Consider the following 18,759-nt stretch of genomic DNA (forward strand, 5'->3'; position numbering starts at 1 on the left):
AAAATTCTTCGAGAATTTGGTAAAAACTATGTAATTAATTTTGTTTAGCTACTTAAGGCTTTTGGGTGTGGGGTGTAGTGACGTAAAGCCAAGTGCGGGCATAGCTGCGCTTACCGCGTGGCTCGTTGCGTAGCAAAGAAGTTTATTAATGCTCCCACTAGTTTTTAATTTTCTTGATTTTTTCCGACACCCGACACCCTGCTCTGACTAGGTTTCACGTTTTCAAGCGTGACATTATTTTTTGTCCTTTGTTCCCTGCTCCCCATTTTCTTAAGTATTGATTCCAGAGTTTCGGAATTAAATTGCATGAAAAATTCCGAATTCCCACCAATCTCGACTGTAGCTTTCGTCAAAGGTGATATTTACAGGCACAAAGAGACATGGCACAGATTAATGGCACAATGATGCAATATTTCCACTGGTATATCCCCAATGATGGGAACTTGTGGAGTAAAGTTGAGGCTTCAGCACCAGAATTAGCAGATGCAGGTTTTACAGCAATGTGGCTACCACCAGCCTACAAGGGCTTTGCTGGGTCGTTTGATGTGGGTTATGGTGTTTACGACTTATTTGATTTAGGTGAGTTTGAGCAAAAAGGCTCAGTGCGGACAAAATACGGTACACGTCAGCAGTATCTTAATGCAATTAAATCTCTGCAAACGCATAGTCTGCAAGTTTATGCAGATGCGGTACTAAATCATAAGATGGGCGGTGATGCAATAGAAACACCAAAAGCAACGCCTTTTCCTCAAGACGATCGCCTGAATCCTAAAGGTGGGTTACAAGATATTAAGACATACACTCATTATAATTTCCCTGGACGGCAAGGCAAATATTCTAACTTTGAATGGCATTGGTGGCATTTTGATGCTGTTGATTATAACGAATATAACAGTGGCGATCGCAGCACAGTTTACTTATTAGAGGGTAAAAACTTTGACGACTACGTAGCCTTAGAAAAAGGCAACTTTGCCTATTTGATGGGTTGTGATCTGGATTTTCAAAATGAGTGGGTGCGCGGTGAAGTTACTTTCTGGGGTAAGTGGTGTCTTGACACTACAAAAGTAGATGGTTTCCGCATCGATGCTATTAAACATATTTCCACATGGTTCTTTCCTGAATGGATAGATGCACTAGAACGCCATGCTGGTAAAGATTTATTTATGGTAGGAGAGTATTGGTATAACGATATTAATACTCTGCTTTGGTATGTTGATGCTGTTCGTGGCAAGATGTCAGTTTTTGACGTACCACTACATTACAACTTCCATCAAGCCAGCAAATCTGGAGGCAATTATGATATGCGCCGGATATTGGATGGCACAATGATGCAACAACGTCCTAGCAATGCTGTGACATTTGTCGAAAATCACGATTCACAGCCATTACAAGCATTGGAGTCTGTTGTTGAACCTTGGTTTAAGCCTTTAGCTTACGCCATTATTTTGTTACGACAAGAAGGCTATCCTTGTGTCTTTCATGCTGACTACTATGGTGCGGAGTATGAAGATTGGGGGAAAGATGGCAATCGTTACAATATTTTTATGCCTTCCCACCGTTGGATTATTGATAAGTTACTTTATGCTCGTAAACATTATGCTTACGGGCCACAATACAACTATTTAGACCATTGGAATACTATTGGTTGGACACGCTTAGGTGATGAAGATCACCCTCAAGGAATGGCTGTCATTATGAGTGATGCTTCAGAAGGTATTAAATGGATGGAAGTTGGTAAACCCAATACTAAGTTTATTGACTTAACTGAACATATCAAAGAACCTGTATATACCAATGAATGGGGCTGGGGTGAATTTCGTTGTCTAGGTGGTTCAGTATCAGTTTGGATTCAAGCATAAAAAATATTCAAACTTACGAGATTGCTCTAGGTTTACGTTTGTTAAGAGGCACTGACGATTTCTTGGGAGCTTGTGGTGGACGGCATTACTCATAGTAAAGTTGTCCTGGGCCGAATGGCACGCTCGTTAAGGGCAAGTCCTTAATATGGCTGGTTTTTGGGTGTGAGGGTGTAAGGGAAAGAATTAAAAACGATGTAATCATACTTATAAATCAGTACTCCGACCTGCAACCCCACACCCCTATACCCCTATAACCAGTCCTCACAAGGATTCCACGTTTTCTTAGTGACATTCAGTTATAGCGCAAAACAAATCTTACTAAATTGGGTTTCAAATAGCGCTTGTATCTTTATATACGGTTTATTAAGTTTAACCTTGCGAATTTACGCGTAAAGTTAGTTAAATATTTTCAGTAGTTATTATTGAACTTATGTGTATGAGGGCATTGTAGCCAACTAAATGCAGCAACAGCGAATCATTGCTTTTAAAAAGCATATTCGTAGCCATCAGCCTTGTGAATGGTTGTTAAATATTTAGGGTGAACATCAATATCATTATAGTACTCTTATACTAAAGTACAGGAAATAATTGCTTATCAATATAAAGTAATCACAGCGCATCTACCATGCCAAAGCGTCTTCTTGTAGTCGAATCCCCCGGTAAAGTCAAAAAACTCAGTCAAATCTTGGGTACAGATTGGATTGTTCGCGCCAGTTGTGGTCACATCCGAGAACTGAGTAATGAGGGCGATGATTCACTGGGATTCAGCATAGATGCTGGTCGTGTGAAGTGCAATTATATTCCTCGTGATCAACGGGCAAAAGAAACTATCCAAAAACTCAAAGCCGCAGTAAAACAAGTTGATGAAGTTGTTTTGGCAACAGACCCAGATAGGGAAGGTGAAACGATCGCTTGGCATCTCAAGGAAGTTTTGGGATTGAAAGAACCCAAACGAGTGGTCTACACAGAGATTACAGCAGCAGCAGTTCGAGCAGCAATTGCCAACTCCCGAAAACTCGATTTTAACTTAGTTGGTGCGGGGCTGTGTCGAGATTGTCTGGACAAGTTGGTAGGGTACAAAGGCAGTCCCTTGGTGTGGGCATTAAATAACGGTGCAAAAAGTGTTGGCAGAGTCCAGAGTGCCACTCTACATTTGATTTGCCAACGAGAGAGGGAAATTCTGACGTTTATCCCCCAGGACTACTGGAACGTCTTTGTTGATTACGCAGAAGGATTTCGGGCTTTCTACAAAGGTACTACAGACTCTCGCCAGGAAACGCAGCAGCAAGAAACTGACACAAATGATGATGCCAACCCAAATGCTACAAAATCACCAGAGTCTAAACGTGTTTTGTCTGAAGCTGAGGCTACGCGACTAGTTGAACAAGCTAGACAGCATCCTCATAAAGTTATTCAAGTCGAGGGGAAAACTGTCAATCGTCAACCACCTCCGCCATTCACCACTTCCACACTTCAGCAAGCAGCCGGTTCCAAACTGAGGTTTTCTCCCGATAAAACCATGCAGGTTGCTCAAAAGCTGTATGAGGCTGGGTTGATTACATATATGCGAACAGATTCAGTGATGTTGAGTCCCGAATTTTGTGCCAGCGCTCGTCAATGGTTGGAGCAAAACGACCCCTCAAATGTACCCCAGCAGGTAGCCAAACATCGTAGCAGCAAGTCTGCACAAGAAGCGCATGAGGCTATCCGTCCTACAGATATATTCCGTCCTTCAGTAGAATTACGTACGGAATTGCCACCAGATGAATTTAATTTGTACGTGATGATTTGGAAAAGGGCGATCGCATCCCAGTGTAAAGCGGCTCAACTCCGAAAAACTCAGATAATTACGCAATCAGGAAATCTGCTGTGGCAAGCCAGGGGTCAGGTGATTGAGTTCTACGGTTACGCTCGATACTGGAATAATCTCAGCAAAGATTCAGTGTTACCTTTGTTACAACAAGGGCAAGCACTCACTCTGGCGAATGCAGCCCATGAGAAAAAGCAAACCCAGCCGCCGCCACGTTACAGTGAACCTAAACTTGTACAATTGATGGAACGCAAAGGCATTGGTAGACCCAGTACCTATGCTCCCACTGTTGCCACCCTGAAAAAACGGGCTTATGTAGAGTTGAAAAAAGATAACCTACAACCCACAGCTTTGGGTTTGGAGGTGGATGAGTTTTTGCAGAAGGCTTTACCTGATTTATTGGAAGCTGAATTTACCGCCAAGATGGAAGATGCCCTAGATGCGATCGCAGAAGGTAAACAAGGATGGCAGCAATATCTCAGCACTTGGAATCAGGACTACTTTGTACCTGCACTTTCTAAGGCAAAAACCCTAGTTGCGGGTGCATCAAATGGTAGAGCTTCTGTTGAGCGTAAGTTTGCAACTTCTAGAACTCACTGCCCACAGTGTAATAATTTGATGTCCAAAATACCTAGCACTAAGGTTAAAAAAAAGTATTTTCTCAAATGTACCAGTGGTTGTGAAAATGTGGTGTTGTTTTGGAGCGACCATAGCAAATCTTGGTCAGCACCCCGCACTCAAGAAAGTCAGCAAAAACCTCCAGCTAAGATAACTCCGCATCTTTGTCCTGTATGTCAAAAGCCTTTGGAAGTGTACAGTTATACAAAAGATGGGCAGCAGAAGACAATGCTCCGGTGTTCAAATCCTCAATCTCGCCAGGATAAAAAACACAAAGATGTGGCTTATTTCAATACAGCCAAAGGGTGGTGGAGTCCGAAATTTGGGGATTTAGGGGGATAAATCCAACTACAAAATGTCCTACCTTGCCCTTAACAGGAAATTCAGCCTCAAGGTTTGTGTCTATTGATGGATCGGGCGCACATATAACAGGTGTTATATGTAATGAAAATGTAATTTGATCCTTCATGCCTTATGCCTGTGATTGAGCAATCAGACCTAGCACATCTGGTAAGAGAAACAAGACAACGCCTGAAGCTATCGCAAGCTAAGTTTGCCAAGAAGTTAGGTTTTTCATTTCAGAGTATTAATCGCTGGGAGAACGGACGGACAAAACCCTTGCCTGTAGCATTGAAGCAGATAAAGAATTTGCTGCATTCTTTGGGTGATGCAGGTCAAGATTTACTAAGCAAATACTTTGGAAATGAGGATGGAGGCTCCAGATGAGCGATCGCCTCGACGGCTCTAGTTTTGCAGGCGAGGAGCTATCCCATATCAATTTCCGGTTTCATCAGCAGATATTCGATAGTAGCGATGACTGCATTAAGGTATTGGACTTAGAGGGACAGGTTCTGTTCATGAACCGAGGTGGACAAACATTGTTGGGTATTGAGGATATAACGCCTTTCCTCAAACAGTCCTGGACTAAGTTCTGGTTAGGAGCAGATCGCCAAGCAGCAGCCAGAGCAATATCGTTGGCAAAAACAGGCCAAGTGTTCACCTTTCAAGGATATTGTCCAACGCTGCTGGGTGAAGCTAAATGGTGGGACAGCAAAGTTAGCCCGATTCGAGGAGCCGATGGGCAAGTTGAAAGTTTATTATGTGTTTGTCGGGATATTACTGAAAGTAGATACAGTGACAACGAACATCAACTTTCTCCAGAGCTATGGTGTGAAAGCGAGCAGCGATTTTCAGCAATTTTTTCTCAAGCAAAAGTAGGGCTGGGCGAAATCTCCCTAGACGGGCATTTTCAGAGAGTTAATGATGAACTATGCCGCATTCTGGGGAGGTCACGTGAGGAGATATTAGCAGCAAGTATACTCGATGTGACTCACCCAGAAGATATAGCTCAAACTTTAGAGGCTTTTGCCACACTGATTCAGACAAAAGAGGCAGTTTCACTCGATAAGCGATACCTGCGCTTAGATGGAACAACTGTTTGGGCAAACAGTCGGTTAAGTTGTCTTGACGATGAGCAGGGTAATGGGCGCAGTGTATTAGCAGTTACCGTTGACCTGAGTGAACGCAAGCGTATTGAAGCCACACTGGACGAGCAAAGGCGATTGTACGAAGCCGTGCTGACCACCACGCCCGATCTGGCTTATGTGTTCGACCTGAACCATCGCTTCATCTACGCTAACGAGGGTCTGCTGAAAATGTGGGGAAAAACTTGGGATGAGGCGATCGGTCGCAACTGCCTGGAATTGGGCTACGAGCCGTGGCACGCACTAATGCATGACCAGGAGATCGAAAAAGTAATCGCCACGGGGCAACCAATTCGAGGCGAAGTGCCGTTCACTGGTAGCTCTGGGCGACGCATTTACGACTACATCTTTACGCCCGTGTTTGATCAGCAGAGGCAGGTTGTCGCCATTGCAGGTACTACGCGTGACATCACCGAGAGCAAACGCCGCGAAGCAAACGCCGCCTTCTTAGCCGACATAGCTGATGACTTTTCCCGCCTTTCGAGTGCCGATGAGATCATGCAAACAGTCGGAGCAAAGATTGGCGCTTATCTGGAGATTACAACTTGTAACTTCAACGATGTTGATGAACCACAAAGGGAGGTAACGGTTCATTATGGCTGGAACAGCACCGAAGTCCCAAGTACGATGGGTACATTCCGCATCAAAGATTACTTGAGTGAGGAATTTGAGCTGGCAAGTCGCTGTGGGGAAACATTTGTGATTCGTGATACACAAACTGACCCACGCACTAATACAGATGGTTACGCTGCACTGAAGATGCACTCATTTGTCACTGTTCCGTTTCACCACAATGGCAGATGGACGCATTACATCGCTATCTGTGACTCGCGTCCACGGGACTGGCGCGACGATGAAATTGCACTAATTGAAGAAATTTCAAATCGCATCTTTCCCCGCCTGGAACGCGCCCGAACTGAAGCAGCATTACGTGTATCAGAAGCAAAATATCGTGCGTTATTTGAATCGATGGATGAAGGCTTTTGCATTTTGCAGTTAGTTTTCGACGAACAAGACAAGCCCATTGACTATCGCTACATTGAAATTAATCCAGCCTTCTTGAAGCAAACTGGAATGACGAATGCCCTAGGTAAAACCATTCGCCAGCTGGTGCCAAACATTGAGGGTTTCTGGTTTGATATCTACGGCAAGGTGGCGCTCACAGGCGAGCCAAAACGCTTTACGGATCATGCCGAGTCAATGGGGCGGTGGTTTGACGTTTATGCCTTCCGGATCGGTGAGCCACACGAGCGCAAGGTGGCAGTTTTGTTTAAGGATATCAGCGAATATAAATGTGCAGAAGCTGCTATTGCCGCAGATTTAAGAGATACACAATTATTGCGTGACCTGAGCGTCAGATTCACTAGCGAATGTGATATTGGGTTAATTTACAACGAGATTTTAGCGGCTGCCATCGCACTGATGCAGGCGGATGCTGGTTCTTTTCAATTCTTCAATAAGACAACGCAACAGATGCTGTTGCTGGCTACGCAGGGTTTTAACCAAACGATGGCTGAGTCTTTTGAGTACGTGGACGCGAGTTTTCAGACATCCTGTAGCATTGCCCTAGCAACAAGACAACGAGCATTCATTAACTTTGATGAACTAGAAAACGACAGACCTTGTGGCTCTCGGCGAATACATCTGGAAGCTGGATATGTCTGCTCCCAGTCAACACCACTGATTTCTCGTTCGGGTAAGCTGGTAGGCATGGTTTCAACTCACTGGCGCACACAATATCAACCGAGCGATCGCGAACTGCGATTTCTGGATTTACTAGCACGTCAAGCTGCTGACTTAATTGAGCAACGACAAAATGAAGCCCTGCGCCAAAAACTTTTAGAACAAGAAAAGACCGCACGAGAAGAAGCCGAACGTGTCAATCGCATCAAAGATGAGTTCCTAGCAGTGCTGTCTCATGAATTGCGATCGCCGCTGAATCCGATTTTAGGATGGTCAAATCTGCTACAAAAAAACAAATTGAATGCAGCCAAGACTGCTCAAGCACTTTCCACAATCCAACGCAACGCCAAGTTGCAATTGGAATTAATTGAAGACCTTTTGGACGTATCTCGGATTTTGCGCGGTAAACTCAGCCTGAATATAGCTCCGCTGAACCTTGTCTCTACTATTCAAGGGGCAATGGAAACTATGCAGCTGGCAGCCCAAGCCAAATCAATTGACGTAGAAGTAAGTTTTGAGGTAAATGAGTGTTTCGTATTAGGTGATGCTACTCGCTTACAGCAAGTAATTTGGAATCTTCTGTCTAATGCGGTGAAGTTCACCGATTCTGGAGGGCAAGTAAATATCATCCTCGAACAGCAATCGGCCCATGCCCAAATTACAATTTGCGACACAGGACAGGGGATTGCCACCGATTTTCTGCCCTATGTGTTTGACTACTTCCGCCAAGCAAATGCAGCCACAACCCGGAAATTTGGTGGGTTAGGATTAGGGCTGGCAATTGTGCGGCACTTGGTCGAACTGCATGGTGGAACGGTTGAAGTCCAGAGCTTAGGGGAGGGAATGGGCGCAACATTTACTGTGAGACTTCCACTTATGCCTACACAAACAACCATCACCCAGAATGCTCAATCATCAGAGCTAGTTACTGATTTAACTGGTATTCGAGTTTTGGTTGTGGATGACGAATCTGATTCAAGAGAATTTATTGCCTTTGTCTTGGAGCAAGCTGGGGCCAAGGTAATGACTGCTAGCAATGCTCATGAAGCCATGACAACACTAATTCACTCCCAGCCAGATATTCTGCTGAGTGATATTGGAATGCCAGAAGTGGATGGTTATATGCTCATGCAACAGGTCAGGGCATTGCCAAAAGAGCAAGGCGGACAAGTTAGGGCGATCGCTCTCACTGCCTACGCGGGAGACTTCAACCAGCAACAAGCACTACAAGCAGGATTCCAAAAGCACATCCCAAAACCAGTTGAGGTAGAGATGTTAGTCAAGGCAATTGTCAGTTTACTGAAAAGTTGAGTTTAATTTTTGGATGCCTGCCAATTACCGTGGAAACTGGGGGGAACGACACCGGGTAATCCTAATTTGCAAACGGGTTCTGCATCTAGGCGATCGCCATCAAATACCCACACTTGGCTACTATGAGAATTACCATCGTAAACCACTGTTAACACCCAACTTTGTTCAGGGTTTTGGGTATCTTGCACAGGTAGGGGTTCCGAAGGATAGCGATTTTCTCCTAAGTCTGCTTCGGTGAGGGTTTCTGTCTGGTGATCGAAACGGGCGATCGCATTTAATATTTCTTGGCTAATGTCTGTTCCTTGGCGAAATATAGACATGTATGTGTACTGCGACGCCTGACCTACATTTTGCGGTAGTACATTGGGAAATTCACAACTTCTGTCAAACAATGGCTGAATTGATGTCACCTTACCTGTTTGGGGTTGCAGATGCACTCTTGTTAGCGTACATTTCGCTGGGGTATGAGTTTCACCTGTAGCGACTTCTTGAAGATATTGATTTGTTTGAAAGTCTTGATAACGGGCAATATCTACTACTGCTAAACCATCAGCATCTACATAACCATTACCAAAATGCCACTGATACCAAGGTTCAGCTTCTCCCCGACTTACTAAAGATAAAGTTTCTCGATCAATCACCAAAATTTGAGTTCCCGCTTGCGGTTGCCAATTCAGCGCCTCACTGTAGGAACTGAGTCCCACTAAGGCAGGAAATATATTTAAGCGCACCGCCGGCAGAAAAAATATCAAATACTGTCCAGCTAAAACAAAATCATGGATGAGGGGGACACCCTCTAGTGTGAACTTGGCTTTTTGAATAATCTTGCCAGTAAAATCACTTTTGTAAACATTCAGCGTGGCGTTGAGTCCAGGACTAAGACCAAAGTTAAAAATTTCTTTGGTTTTGTAGTCAACTTTGGGATGTGCAGAATAAGGTGATTCTGGTGGCAAATGGTCTAAGTTATCTAAACCCAAGGTTGCTAAAGTTTCCAAATCCAGGGCGTGGGGATTTCCGCCTTCCCAAAGTGCCAACAACTTATCAGGTAATGCCAACACCGAAGTATTAGCAGCATTCTTAATTGGTTTCAGCCATTGATGCCAAATGGGCCCTGGTGCAGTCATGCCATAATTGCCATAGAGCCATTTACCTGCTGCGGTTTCTGCTTGATAACCAGCAGTTTGCACATAACGATAAGTGCCAGTCACCCCGGCATCAGTAAAGTTAACTGCCAGAATAGCCCCATCACCATCAAACCAGTGTCCTACACGCACACCATCCCGTTCTAACCGTCCAGGGCCATTACGATAGAGTGTACCCCGCAAGCCATCAGGGACTTTACCTGCAATAATTGGCAATGGAGTGAGGGGAAATTCTGTTGCTGGTTCAGCGATCGCACCTGCCCAAGCTTTACGGGTTAATGGTTGAATGGTATTAATCATAGAAAAATTTTTTCTGTTTGCTCCTCGACAAACCAATGTATTATACAAATAACTTTATAAAAATTAACAATGGTAGAACGTCCTATTAAGAAATCGGAACGTCAGTCCCAAGCTAATACTGACAACAATGCCGAAAACCCAGATTCTACACCTGCTATTGAATCTAATCCCAAAAGCGCAAAACCAACTATTAATCTTAATCGCTCGTCTGGTGGTGGCAAGAAAGCATCTTTTAAGGATGAAATTAAACAGCAGGGTAATCCCGCCCTGGCACGCGGGCCAAAACCCGCTAAATTTCAGCCTCCCATCAAAGCTGAATCGGAACCTGAATCAGAAGCTATTTCTGATGAATCTCAAGAATAAACTAACACAGTGTTAAATATCTCTCCTCGGTCGATTGGCTGAAGAGAGATAAGGGAGATGGGGAGATGGGGAGATGAAAACAAAGATTTTGGTACTAATGCGAAATCTTTCCCCCCTGCACCCTGCACCCCTGCACCCTGCCTCCCTGCCCCCTTGCTTTTTCACTTCCATCCCCAACCTAATTACCCTGCAAAGGCGCATTCAAGGCTTTCTCAATGCGATCGCGTGTTTCTAATAAGTGGGCTTTGGTATATTGATCTTGCGAATTTACTCGCCGCAATTGTCCATGAAGCTGTCTGAGATTATACCAAGCTAATGTGCGGGCATCTTCGGGGACATATTCTTTTCGCAATACCATACCAATTAAGATATCCAAATACTCGCGTTGCAAGCCTCGCCGCAAACTATTGATCTTTAGTGATCTGCCTTGGGGTTGAATTACTTCTGTCCAGACACCGTTTTGTAAAGTATCAAAAAGTTCTGGTATAGTCAGTGCTTCCCCTGGTTCAGTTTTGAGTTCAATATCCTTAATGCGGGAAAGGCGATCGCCTGAGAGTAAATCCCGTAAAACCCCACTCTGCAACAACAACACTAAATCGTGAATGGGATAATCTAAACGACCCATCCGAGGAAAACTCCCCCAATGATACCAACGAGAAGGTGCTAACTTATTCAGCAGTTCAGGGGAAAAAGTCATGGCATCTTCGGCAAATACATACTTTTGTAGTGTTTTTAATGCTTGCCGTTGTTGTTTCACACTCACTTGTTCAAATGGTAATCGGCGCGGCTGGTTGGATGAAATATCACTAGATCGTAGACGGTAAAACGATTGACCACCAATATACTTAGTAGCATAGTAAACATTCTGAAAATAATTCCCCAACACTGTACTAAAACGTTCACTCAAATCGCTGTAACTATCGCCAGATGCCGGATAACGTTTTTTCAGACGTTCCCACATCAGCCGCGAATTATCTAATTGCCATTGTGAATACAGCAGCACATCATTACTATTGTCCCAAGCATCGGCTGTGGGATCGAGGTCAAAAATATCTTCATCTGTGGCGTAACTCAACTCAGGCTTGTAAGACTTGCTAGCAATTTCTTGTAAAAATGGTTTTTCGGCCATGGGAGTTCTGGCGTTAGAGGGAGTATATCCATACTGAATCGCCCACTCATCATAAGGCCCCACCGTACTGGGAAAATATTCACCCTGCTTTACTCCTTGAGGGGCAATATTGGGTGGAATGTAATCCATGACTGAAGATACCATTCCTTGGATACGGGTAATTTCGGGATTATTCATTTCCTCTGGTGATAGCATGGTACTACCCCGGAAATTGTGGCGTAAACCCAGAGTATGACCCACTTCATGAGCAATAATTAAGCGTAAGTATTGATGAATATACTTTTGCATCTGGTCTTGGGTGGGTGGAGTGTCTTGCAGTAGTGACATGGCCAAAGAACCGTAGGCCAATTGATTAGCTGCTTCCATGCCATAGCACAAATCATACTCACCAGCTAATTTAGATAAATGCTGAAAAATCCCTTTTTGCTGTGGAGAAACTTCGTTACCTTTAGCGGTGAAACTATTGCGGCACAGAAATCGATTTTGCACCCACGCCGTTAAGGAATTGCGATTTGATGTTTGCGTTTGTGTTTGATTGGGTTGGACAACTTTGCGATACTCACTCTTGAGTAAACGCACAAAACTGGCATCAACGAGGATGTCTGCGTCCAAAATTTCCCCATTCAAGGGATTAACGCGGGATGGCCCCATTGCAAAGAAACCGTCTATGGTATTAATCCAGCGTATTGTGTTGTAACGGATATCTGCGGGGTCCCATGACGCATTATCTGGCATTTGCCGGACTTCGATGGCATCTTTGAATCCAGCTTTGAGAAAGGCTTGATTCCACATGAGTACGCCTTCTTTAATGGCATCACGGTACTCGAAAGGTACGGCGTTATCTACCCAAAAGACAATTGGTTGTTTGGGTGGAGAAATAGCGGCGTTGGGATCTTGCTTTTCCAAATGCCAACGATTAATGTAACGCACAAAAGGATCACCGCGATCGTCTTTAGTTAAGTCTTGGTAGGCGGTGATAAAATAACCTACACGTTCGTCAGCCAATCGTGGACGGTAACTATTCTCTGGGAGTTGGGAAAGGCTGTAATGAATCCGCAAAGTGAAGCCTCGACTGTCAGCCAAGGCGCTAAAACCCGGCATCTCTGATTCGCTGCTACTACCACCACCTGAAAAATTCAGCACTGATTCCACTTCTAAGTTTTGCGAAAAGGCTTTGGCACTACCAAAATAAGATTGGTCTGTACTGGCGGAAAGCCCTAAATTTAAAGATAGACCAGCTAAGTCAGTCAACAGCAAATCACCCAAATCAATCAGGAGAGTTTTGCGTTCTGGATGAATACTTTTGATGGAAATTGTATAGAGAATAGAATCACTAAACGAACGGGCGAGCGATCGCGCTTGCGGATCTCCTGGACGGGTGCGAAAATTTACATTACGAATCACAAATTGTAAGTTGTTATTCACCCGTTGGAAATAAAATAAAAAATCTTGTAAAGGCATCCCACTATAAATACCTCTTTCCCCAATGCCTGATTCTAGGGTAGCCGTAGCCAAGTAGTTTTTGTTAAGCTGCTCTGGTTTAATTTCTAGATAGATTTTATTATTTTCTTTATGGCGATAAAGGTTGAATAGACCAGACAACTTTTCCGTGTCTTTTACTACTTCATCAAAAGGCTCTAATTCTTCTTTAGTTGTTGGTTTTTCTGACGTATCAGGCTTGTCGGTAGTGTTGTCAGCTTGTAAAAAAGGTTGCTGTCCGGCGATTTTCTGATCTGGAACTACCCAGGTAAAAGGCTGACTTTGTGCCTGTTCTTGCTGATTAATTACCCAAACTTGGTCGTAACGCCCTAGTAACTGACGGGGCTGTGATTCTCCCAAGACATTTGTTCCTAAATTGCGTTCCCCATTTTTTTTTGTCTCTGGAATTGCCGACACTGCATTTGCTGGTTTCTGGGTAAATAAAACTGAATTGACAGCAGCACTAGCAGTCATTACTCCTAAAAACAAACCATGCAACAAAAATATATAAAAAGTTACTTTATGCATTTCATTCATCCCTAATAACTATTGCTAGTTAATTTTTAATTTTGACCAAGTAAAGCATCCTTAGACAACCACCATGTTGCCATTATTTTTGACTTTTCACGTCATGTAGAAAAATCCACGAAAAATCTAACTTCCTAAACAGGAATTGAAAGTCTCTCACCTGCGAGGAGAGAGATTTAGAGAGAGGTTTTCCTGATACCGTGAAAAGTTAGGCTGTTATTTGATTTAAGTTTTAATTTTTATTTCTAATTCATATTGTGCTGTTTTACTGTAGTATTTTTCTTAACAATCGCATTGGTAGCTAATGGTACGTATTATTCTGACACTAGATTAGAATAAATGCCGCAAAAATCTCATAATTTCGCTAAGAATACGTTAATTTGCCGTAAAGATAGCACAAATTTTTTAATTGATGCTCAATTTTCATCTCAGTAAGTAGGCGAGAAAAAATCAAACTATGTTAAGCAATGTAAAATAATTAAAATTCATTTCGTAGTCAGGGCTACCCTACGGCGAAGCAGTACAGCCCTTATTTGAGGACTAAAGTCCTCACTACAAAACTTTAATTATTTACGCCTTTCTACTTAGTAATTAAAGCTAATAAAAAGGTTTTTCCTAGTTTTCCCTAGCCCTCACCTATGCAAATAGGTATGGCTACGCCACGCCAGATACAAAAATCAAGGCAGATTATTATATATTGGCTGATTCCTTGTGAGTATGCCTCTGAATATAGTCTTTAGCGCTCTAATCTCAGCAATTAGATGGTTGGAAACAGATTTGCCTGAATGTTTCAATATATTAAAGAATTGCAATTAAACATGATGGAAAATACATTCATTAATAAAACATTTAGGGACAGCAATGGCGAGATTGTTTTAGCTCAGATGCCAAACCCACCGCTTATTGTTTGGATAGTAGCTAGTACACTCGCTCTAGTTTTTACAGAGGGCAAAATCAATACAGTGTTAGATGTACTAGCAAATGGCTCCTTATTTACTTGGGCGTGGATGGAATTATTTCAAGGCGTTAATTATTTTCGCAGAGCGCTAGGTCTTGCTGTATTTATTGGTATTATCGCATCAAAAGTTATCTAGTTTACCTCTTGGGTTATGTGAGATGAGACTGGCTCTGCCTGTAATCGCTTCCTGAAGTAGCATCCCCCGAATTTTCTTCGGGGGAGTATATCAAAATTTTTTGACCAGCAAGAGTAAATAATCCAGCCGTGCGATCGCTACTATAATCGCTTGAGCTATAACTTGGTTTCTCTTGTCTGGTTTCATGCCCTTGGTCAAAACCAAAACTACTGGTATATTGCCTACAGCATCCGCCACACCAAACACAGCAATCAAGTTTAGACAAAAACATAGGTATCCACAACAAACAGGGTTTATCAAGGTTTGATAACAACCTCACCTGACTCTTGCTCAGTTTTCCATCACCATAGAGGAAAAAGGTGCCTAAATTTAAGAAAAGCCCCGCAGCCCTTAAAGTAAGGATATATTTTTAAAATCTATCCCAGATAAATTCACTGTTTTTTGTTGAATCTATGAAGTCTTATTTAGCCGCCGCTATTCAAATGACAAGTGTACCCAATTTACACAAAAACTTGGTACAGGCAGAAGAGTTAATTGATCTTGCTGTGCGTCGAGGTGCTGAATTAGTTGGGTTGCCAGAAAACTTTTCTTTTATGGGAGAAGAAACAGAGAAACTCGCACAAGCAGCCGAAATTTATCGGGAAACTGCTCAATTTCTCAAAAGAATGGCGCAGCGCTTCCAAATTACCATCTTGGGTGGCAGCTTTCCAGTTCCCGTAGAAAATACCAGCCAAGTTTATAACACGACAATACTTATCGATTCCAGTGGGCAAGAACTTACCCGTTACTACAAAGTACATTTATTTGATGTTAATGTCCCAGATGGCAACACTTATCGAGAATCTAGTACGGTGGTGGCTGGTAAAGACTTACCCTCAGTTTATTTCTCAGAACATCTGGGTAATATAGGACTTTCGGTTTGTTACGATGTCCGCTTTCCAGAACTATATCGGCATTTGTCAGATAAAGGCGCTGATGTCATGTTTGTCCCGGCTGCTTTCACCGCCTTTACAGGCAAAGACCACTGGCAAGTATTATTACAAGCTAGAGCCATTGAAAATACTGCCTACGTTATCGCTCCTGCTCAAACAGGCAATAACTATGGTCGTCGCCAAACCCACGGACACGCCATGATTATCGACCCTTGGGGAGTCATTTTAGCTGATGCTGGTGAAAAACCAGGCATTGCGATCGCCGAAATCAAACCCAGTCGATTAGAACAAGTCCGTCGTCAAATGCCTTCTCTAGAACACCGGGTATTTAGTTGATATAGCAGGGAACGGGAAAGAGTGCAGGTAGTGGCTTGATTGTACTCCTGCACTTAATTTTTTTGGATAATATCTTTTAATCTGCCCATGAAGTATTAATTATGATCTAAGTTGTGTATAGATGAAAAACAGTTGAATTTCAACATGAACCTACCAAAAACTAGCAAACTGCTAATTAGTCTCAGCCTCATGGGGCTGGTGTCTTGCAACGGTAATACAACTGGCTCAATCGGTACCAACAATAACCAAGAACCAACATCACCAGTGCAGACAACAGCCGTAACTACTGAAGCTGCAACTTGTCAATTTGTGGAAAACGGCGTTGGTTCCCCAGGACAGGTGAAAGTACGAGCAGAAGAAGTCGTCACAGGCTTAGAGGTTCCGTGGGGAATTGCCTTTTTACCCAATAACCAGATGCTGGTAACAGAAAGACCGGGTAGAGTGCGATTAGTGCAAAATGGAGAATTGCAAGAATCGCCTGTAGCTACTTTAGAAATAACAGCCTCAGGGGAGGGTGGCTTACTAGGAATTGCCGCTCATCCTGATTTTGCCACTAACCGATTTTTTTACTTGTACTACACTGTGGATAAAGATGGCTCGCCCATCAATCGAGTTGAACGTTGGCAGTTGTCATCAGATGGCAATAGTGCATCATCAGACCAGATAATTATTGATGATATTCCGGCGGCTCTTTTTCATAATGGTGGTCGCTTGCGCTTTGGCCCAGATGGAATGCTTTATATCGGGACTGGAGATGCCAGAGAACCACAAATATCTCAAGATGTTGATAGTTTAGCAGGTAAGATTCTGCGTGTAACTCCAGATGGACAAGTTCCAGCAGATAATCCATTTCCAGGTAATCCTGTGTTTATTACGGGTATTCGTAATACCCAAGGTTTTGATTGGCACAATCCATCTACGTTGTTTGTCACAGACCACGGCCCCAGTGGAGAATTAGGCAGAAGGGGTGAGGATAAACTGTCTGTGTTACAAGCAGGTGAAAATATGGGCTGGCCGGCAGTGGAAAACTGCGAAGCTGAACCAGGATTAGTACCTCCATCACTGGTTTGGCGTGAAGCTGTACCGCCAGGTGGAGCCGCAATTTATACAGGAGATTCTATTCCTGAGTGGAAGGGTAATTTAATTATTGGCACTCTGCGTTCCCAACATCTGCATCGAGTTGTATTTGATGCAGATAATCCTAGACAAGTGCAAACTCATGAAGTTTACTTTCAGGGAAGTTCGCCAAATGGTTTTGGGAGAATTAGGGATGTCATCATGGGTGCAGACAACGAATTATACATCACTACTAGTAATTGTGATGGTCGTGGTAATTGTCCTCCAGATCAGGATAAAATCCTCCGCATCACGCAACAATAAAATTTTTAGTCTGTCTCGTAGGCAGGCTGAGATTAGTTTTCTTGGGTGTAGGTGCTATTCTGTACTTGGTTGGTACTATTTAGTTTCATAAAACTATCAAATGCATACCATGCCAACACGTACCAGGGGATTATTTCTAGTTGCAAACCTTTAACCCAGATTTGCCGCATAGATAGCATAGTCAGTCCTAAAGGGAACAGTAAGCGCAAATCAACTTCGCCATTTGTGGCCTGTTCAAATTGTTGATTGAAATCAGCAAATGCGCTAGTGATACTTGTGACAGCTTCAGATTTACCCTCAGTAATATCTACAAAATTAACGCCTAAATCCAGTAGCGTGGTCAGTACTTTTTCTAAGGTTTCATCATCACCATCATGGTTGATGATGATGCTGCCATAATTAATATTTGTCCGCACTTGACTGATTTCAGGTTGCGCTTTGAGGACATTAGTAATGCGCTGCATTTCCCTATCATGACGATATGGTCGAGCAATTCTCAACCTAAGTCTTCCTGGGGTTTCACTGATGATTTTTGTAGATATAGGTCTAGATAATTTGTTTAAGCTTGCTTGCTCAATGATTTTGGCTATTTTGGTGGGATTACCATGATTATTTGTTAACACACAGTAGCCTTCCTAAATTATGTTTGTGATTTTGCTAGATCAACTTATGGGTTGTAGTGAGGGCTTGAGTTTTATTTTGAGGACTAAAGTCCTCACTACAAACTTTTCATGGCAGATAAATTAGCCATGATCTCCTGTGTGATCGCCAACAGCAGTTTCAAATGCTGGGGTTTCTTTTTCTTCGGCAATTTCAGCTTTGACTTCAGCCATAATGTCTTCCCATGTTTCGCCCATTTCTGCAAATGCGCCTTTACTCTTTTCGTAGGCGACAATGCCACCTTTAATCAGGGACTTGGCTATGGGTTTACCAATTCCGGCAACTACAGGAATCATCACAGGTGCTAATAATACAGCGCCTATGCCGGCGATGATTCCAGGAGCGCCAGCATCTTCAACGAAATCAGTAATTTTAGGTGCCATAGTAAATTATCTCCATAGATGTGATAAAGCTTTTTAGGTTAGTCTGCGCTCTATGTTCATCTCATCCTGCTAATGGCAGAGTTCTGTTTCTGAGGATGAGACGTAAACCGTTGACTCCGGCAACAATGGTTAAGCCATTGTTAAGTACTTTTGCTGCTCAGGGGTTCAGACCAAACAAAACTGCGATCGCCATTGCTGGTATGTTAGGGATGGCAATAATATTAATATTTTGCTGAATTAGTTTTTTGGCTTAACGCGCGATCGCCTG

At 43.1% G+C, this 18,759-nt stretch carries 12 protein-coding genes and 2 pseudogenes; 8 read left to right on the forward strand and 6 right to left on the reverse strand.

Annotation, left to right across the window (positions count from 1 at the left end):
• Positions 1-380 precede the first annotated feature (380 nt).
• The 4 genes from ACM0OS_RS20630 (at position 381) to ACM0OS_RS20645 (ending at position 8,765) form a co-directional block, all read left to right on the forward strand.
• The gene (locus ACM0OS_RS20630) at positions 381-1,859 is read left to right on the forward strand and encodes an alpha-amylase (protein WP_414545072.1); all 1,479 of its coding nucleotides are present in this window, start codon (positions 381-383) and stop codon (positions 1,857-1,859) included.
• A gap of 625 nt (positions 1,860-2,484) precedes the next feature.
• On the forward strand, positions 2,485-4,629 hold the full coding sequence (topA, locus tag ACM0OS_RS20635) for a type I DNA topoisomerase (protein WP_414545073.1): 2,145 nt from the start codon (positions 2,485-2,487) through the stop codon (positions 4,627-4,629).
• A gap of 132 nt (positions 4,630-4,761) precedes the next feature.
• Complete coding sequence (locus ACM0OS_RS20640) at positions 4,762-5,013, forward strand: helix-turn-helix domain-containing protein (RefSeq protein ID WP_414545074.1); 252 nt, start codon at positions 4,762-4,764, stop codon at positions 5,011-5,013.
• Entirely contained in the window at positions 5,010-8,765 is a 3,756-nt protein-coding gene (locus ACM0OS_RS20645) for a PAS domain S-box protein (RefSeq protein WP_414545075.1), read from the forward strand. Before ACM0OS_RS20640 ends, ACM0OS_RS20645 begins: the two co-directional genes overlap by 4 nt.
• Before the next feature lie 2 nt (positions 8,766-8,767).
• Here the strand turns inward: ACM0OS_RS20645 and ACM0OS_RS20650 are convergent, their stop codons facing one another.
• Positions 8,768-10,207 carry a carotenoid oxygenase family protein gene (locus ACM0OS_RS20650; protein ID WP_414545076.1) on the reverse strand — a complete coding sequence of 480 codons (1,440 nt, stop codon included), beginning with the start codon at positions 10,205-10,207 and terminating at the stop codon, positions 8,768-8,770.
• 69 nt (positions 10,208-10,276) lie between these two features.
• Between ACM0OS_RS20650 and ACM0OS_RS20655 the strand changes: the two genes are divergently transcribed.
• Complete coding sequence (locus ACM0OS_RS20655) at positions 10,277-10,570, forward strand: hypothetical protein (RefSeq protein ID WP_414545077.1); 294 nt, start codon at positions 10,277-10,279, stop codon at positions 10,568-10,570.
• 178 nt (positions 10,571-10,748) lie between these two features.
• On the opposite strand, the gene ACM0OS_RS20660 is transcribed toward ACM0OS_RS20655, so the two are convergent.
• Positions 10,749-13,706 (reverse strand): zinc-dependent metalloprotease, encoded by a 2,958-nt coding sequence (locus tag ACM0OS_RS20660; protein WP_414545078.1) that lies wholly within the window; start codon positions 13,704-13,706, stop codon positions 10,749-10,751.
• Between the two features lie 821 nt (positions 13,707-14,527).
• Here ACM0OS_RS20660 and ACM0OS_RS20665 point away from each other — a divergent pair.
• The gene (locus ACM0OS_RS20665; RefSeq protein WP_414545093.1) at positions 14,528-14,800 is read left to right on the forward strand and encodes a hypothetical protein; all 273 of its coding nucleotides are present in this window, start codon (positions 14,528-14,530) and stop codon (positions 14,798-14,800) included.
• A gap of 85 nt (positions 14,801-14,885) precedes the next feature.
• On the opposite strand, the pseudogene ACM0OS_RS20670 reads toward ACM0OS_RS20665, so the two are convergent.
• Positions 14,886-15,055 (reverse strand): annotated as a pseudogene (locus ACM0OS_RS20670) (MarC family protein); the annotation flags it as partial.
• Between the two features lie 197 nt (positions 15,056-15,252).
• Here ACM0OS_RS20670 and ACM0OS_RS20675 point away from each other — a divergent pair.
• Both ACM0OS_RS20675 and ACM0OS_RS20680 read left to right on the forward strand, forming a co-directional pair.
• A complete protein-coding gene (locus ACM0OS_RS20675; RefSeq protein ID WP_414545079.1) occupies positions 15,253-16,068 on the forward strand; it encodes a carbon-nitrogen hydrolase family protein in 816 nt (271 codons plus the stop codon).
• Positions 16,069-16,212: 144 nt separating this feature from the next.
• Positions 16,213-17,448 (forward strand): PQQ-dependent sugar dehydrogenase, encoded by a 1,236-nt coding sequence (locus ACM0OS_RS20680; RefSeq protein ID WP_414545080.1) that lies wholly within the window; start codon positions 16,213-16,215, stop codon positions 17,446-17,448.
• 32 nt (positions 17,449-17,480) lie between these two features.
• Here the strand turns inward: ACM0OS_RS20680 and ACM0OS_RS20685 are convergent, their stop codons facing one another.
• From ACM0OS_RS20685 to ACM0OS_RS20695, 3 genes and pseudogenes are all read right to left on the reverse strand, one after another.
• Complete coding sequence (locus ACM0OS_RS20685; RefSeq protein WP_414545081.1) at positions 17,481-18,071, reverse strand: HMA2 domain-containing protein; 591 nt, start codon at positions 18,069-18,071, stop codon at positions 17,481-17,483.
• A 120-nt stretch (positions 18,072-18,191) separates the two neighbouring features.
• A complete protein-coding gene (locus ACM0OS_RS20690) occupies positions 18,192-18,491 on the reverse strand; it encodes a DUF5132 domain-containing protein (protein ID WP_414545082.1) in 300 nt (99 codons plus the stop codon).
• Positions 18,492-18,552: 61 nt separating this feature from the next.
• Positions 18,553-18,741, reverse strand: a pseudogene (locus ACM0OS_RS20695) (hypothetical protein); the annotation flags it as partial.
• Positions 18,742-18,759 lie beyond the last annotated feature (18 nt).

Source organism: Nostoc sp. CCY0012 (genome assembly GCF_963920855.1).
Lineage (GTDB): Bacteria > Cyanobacteriota > Cyanobacteriia > Cyanobacteriales > Nostocaceae > Cyanocohniella.

Coding starts and splice junctions, on each gene's coding strand:
- ACM0OS_RS20630 (WP_414545072.1), top strand. CDS start 381: ATGGCACAGATTAATGGCACAATGATGCAATATTTCCACTGGTATATC.
- topA (WP_414545073.1), top strand. CDS start 2,485: ATGCCAAAGCGTCTTCTTGTAGTCGAATCCCCCGGTAAAGTCAAAAAA.
- ACM0OS_RS20640 (WP_414545074.1), top strand. CDS start 4,762: ATGCCTGTGATTGAGCAATCAGACCTAGCACATCTGGTAAGAGAAACA.
- ACM0OS_RS20645 (WP_414545075.1), top strand. CDS start 5,010: ATGAGCGATCGCCTCGACGGCTCTAGTTTTGCAGGCGAGGAGCTATCC.
- ACM0OS_RS20650 (WP_414545076.1), bottom strand. CDS start 10,207: ATGATTAATACCATTCAACCATTAACCCGTAAAGCTTGGGCAGGTGCG.
- ACM0OS_RS20655 (WP_414545077.1), top strand. CDS start 10,277: ATGGTAGAACGTCCTATTAAGAAATCGGAACGTCAGTCCCAAGCTAAT.
- ACM0OS_RS20660 (WP_414545078.1), bottom strand. CDS start 13,706: ATGCATAAAGTAACTTTTTATATATTTTTGTTGCATGGTTTGTTTTTA.
- ACM0OS_RS20665 (WP_414545093.1), top strand. CDS start 14,528: ATGGAAAATACATTCATTAATAAAACATTTAGGGACAGCAATGGCGAG.
- ACM0OS_RS20675 (WP_414545079.1), top strand. CDS start 15,253: ATGAAGTCTTATTTAGCCGCCGCTATTCAAATGACAAGTGTACCCAAT.
- ACM0OS_RS20680 (WP_414545080.1), top strand. CDS start 16,213: ATGAACCTACCAAAAACTAGCAAACTGCTAATTAGTCTCAGCCTCATG.
- ACM0OS_RS20690 (WP_414545082.1), bottom strand. CDS start 18,491: ATGGCACCTAAAATTACTGATTTCGTTGAAGATGCTGGCGCTCCTGGA.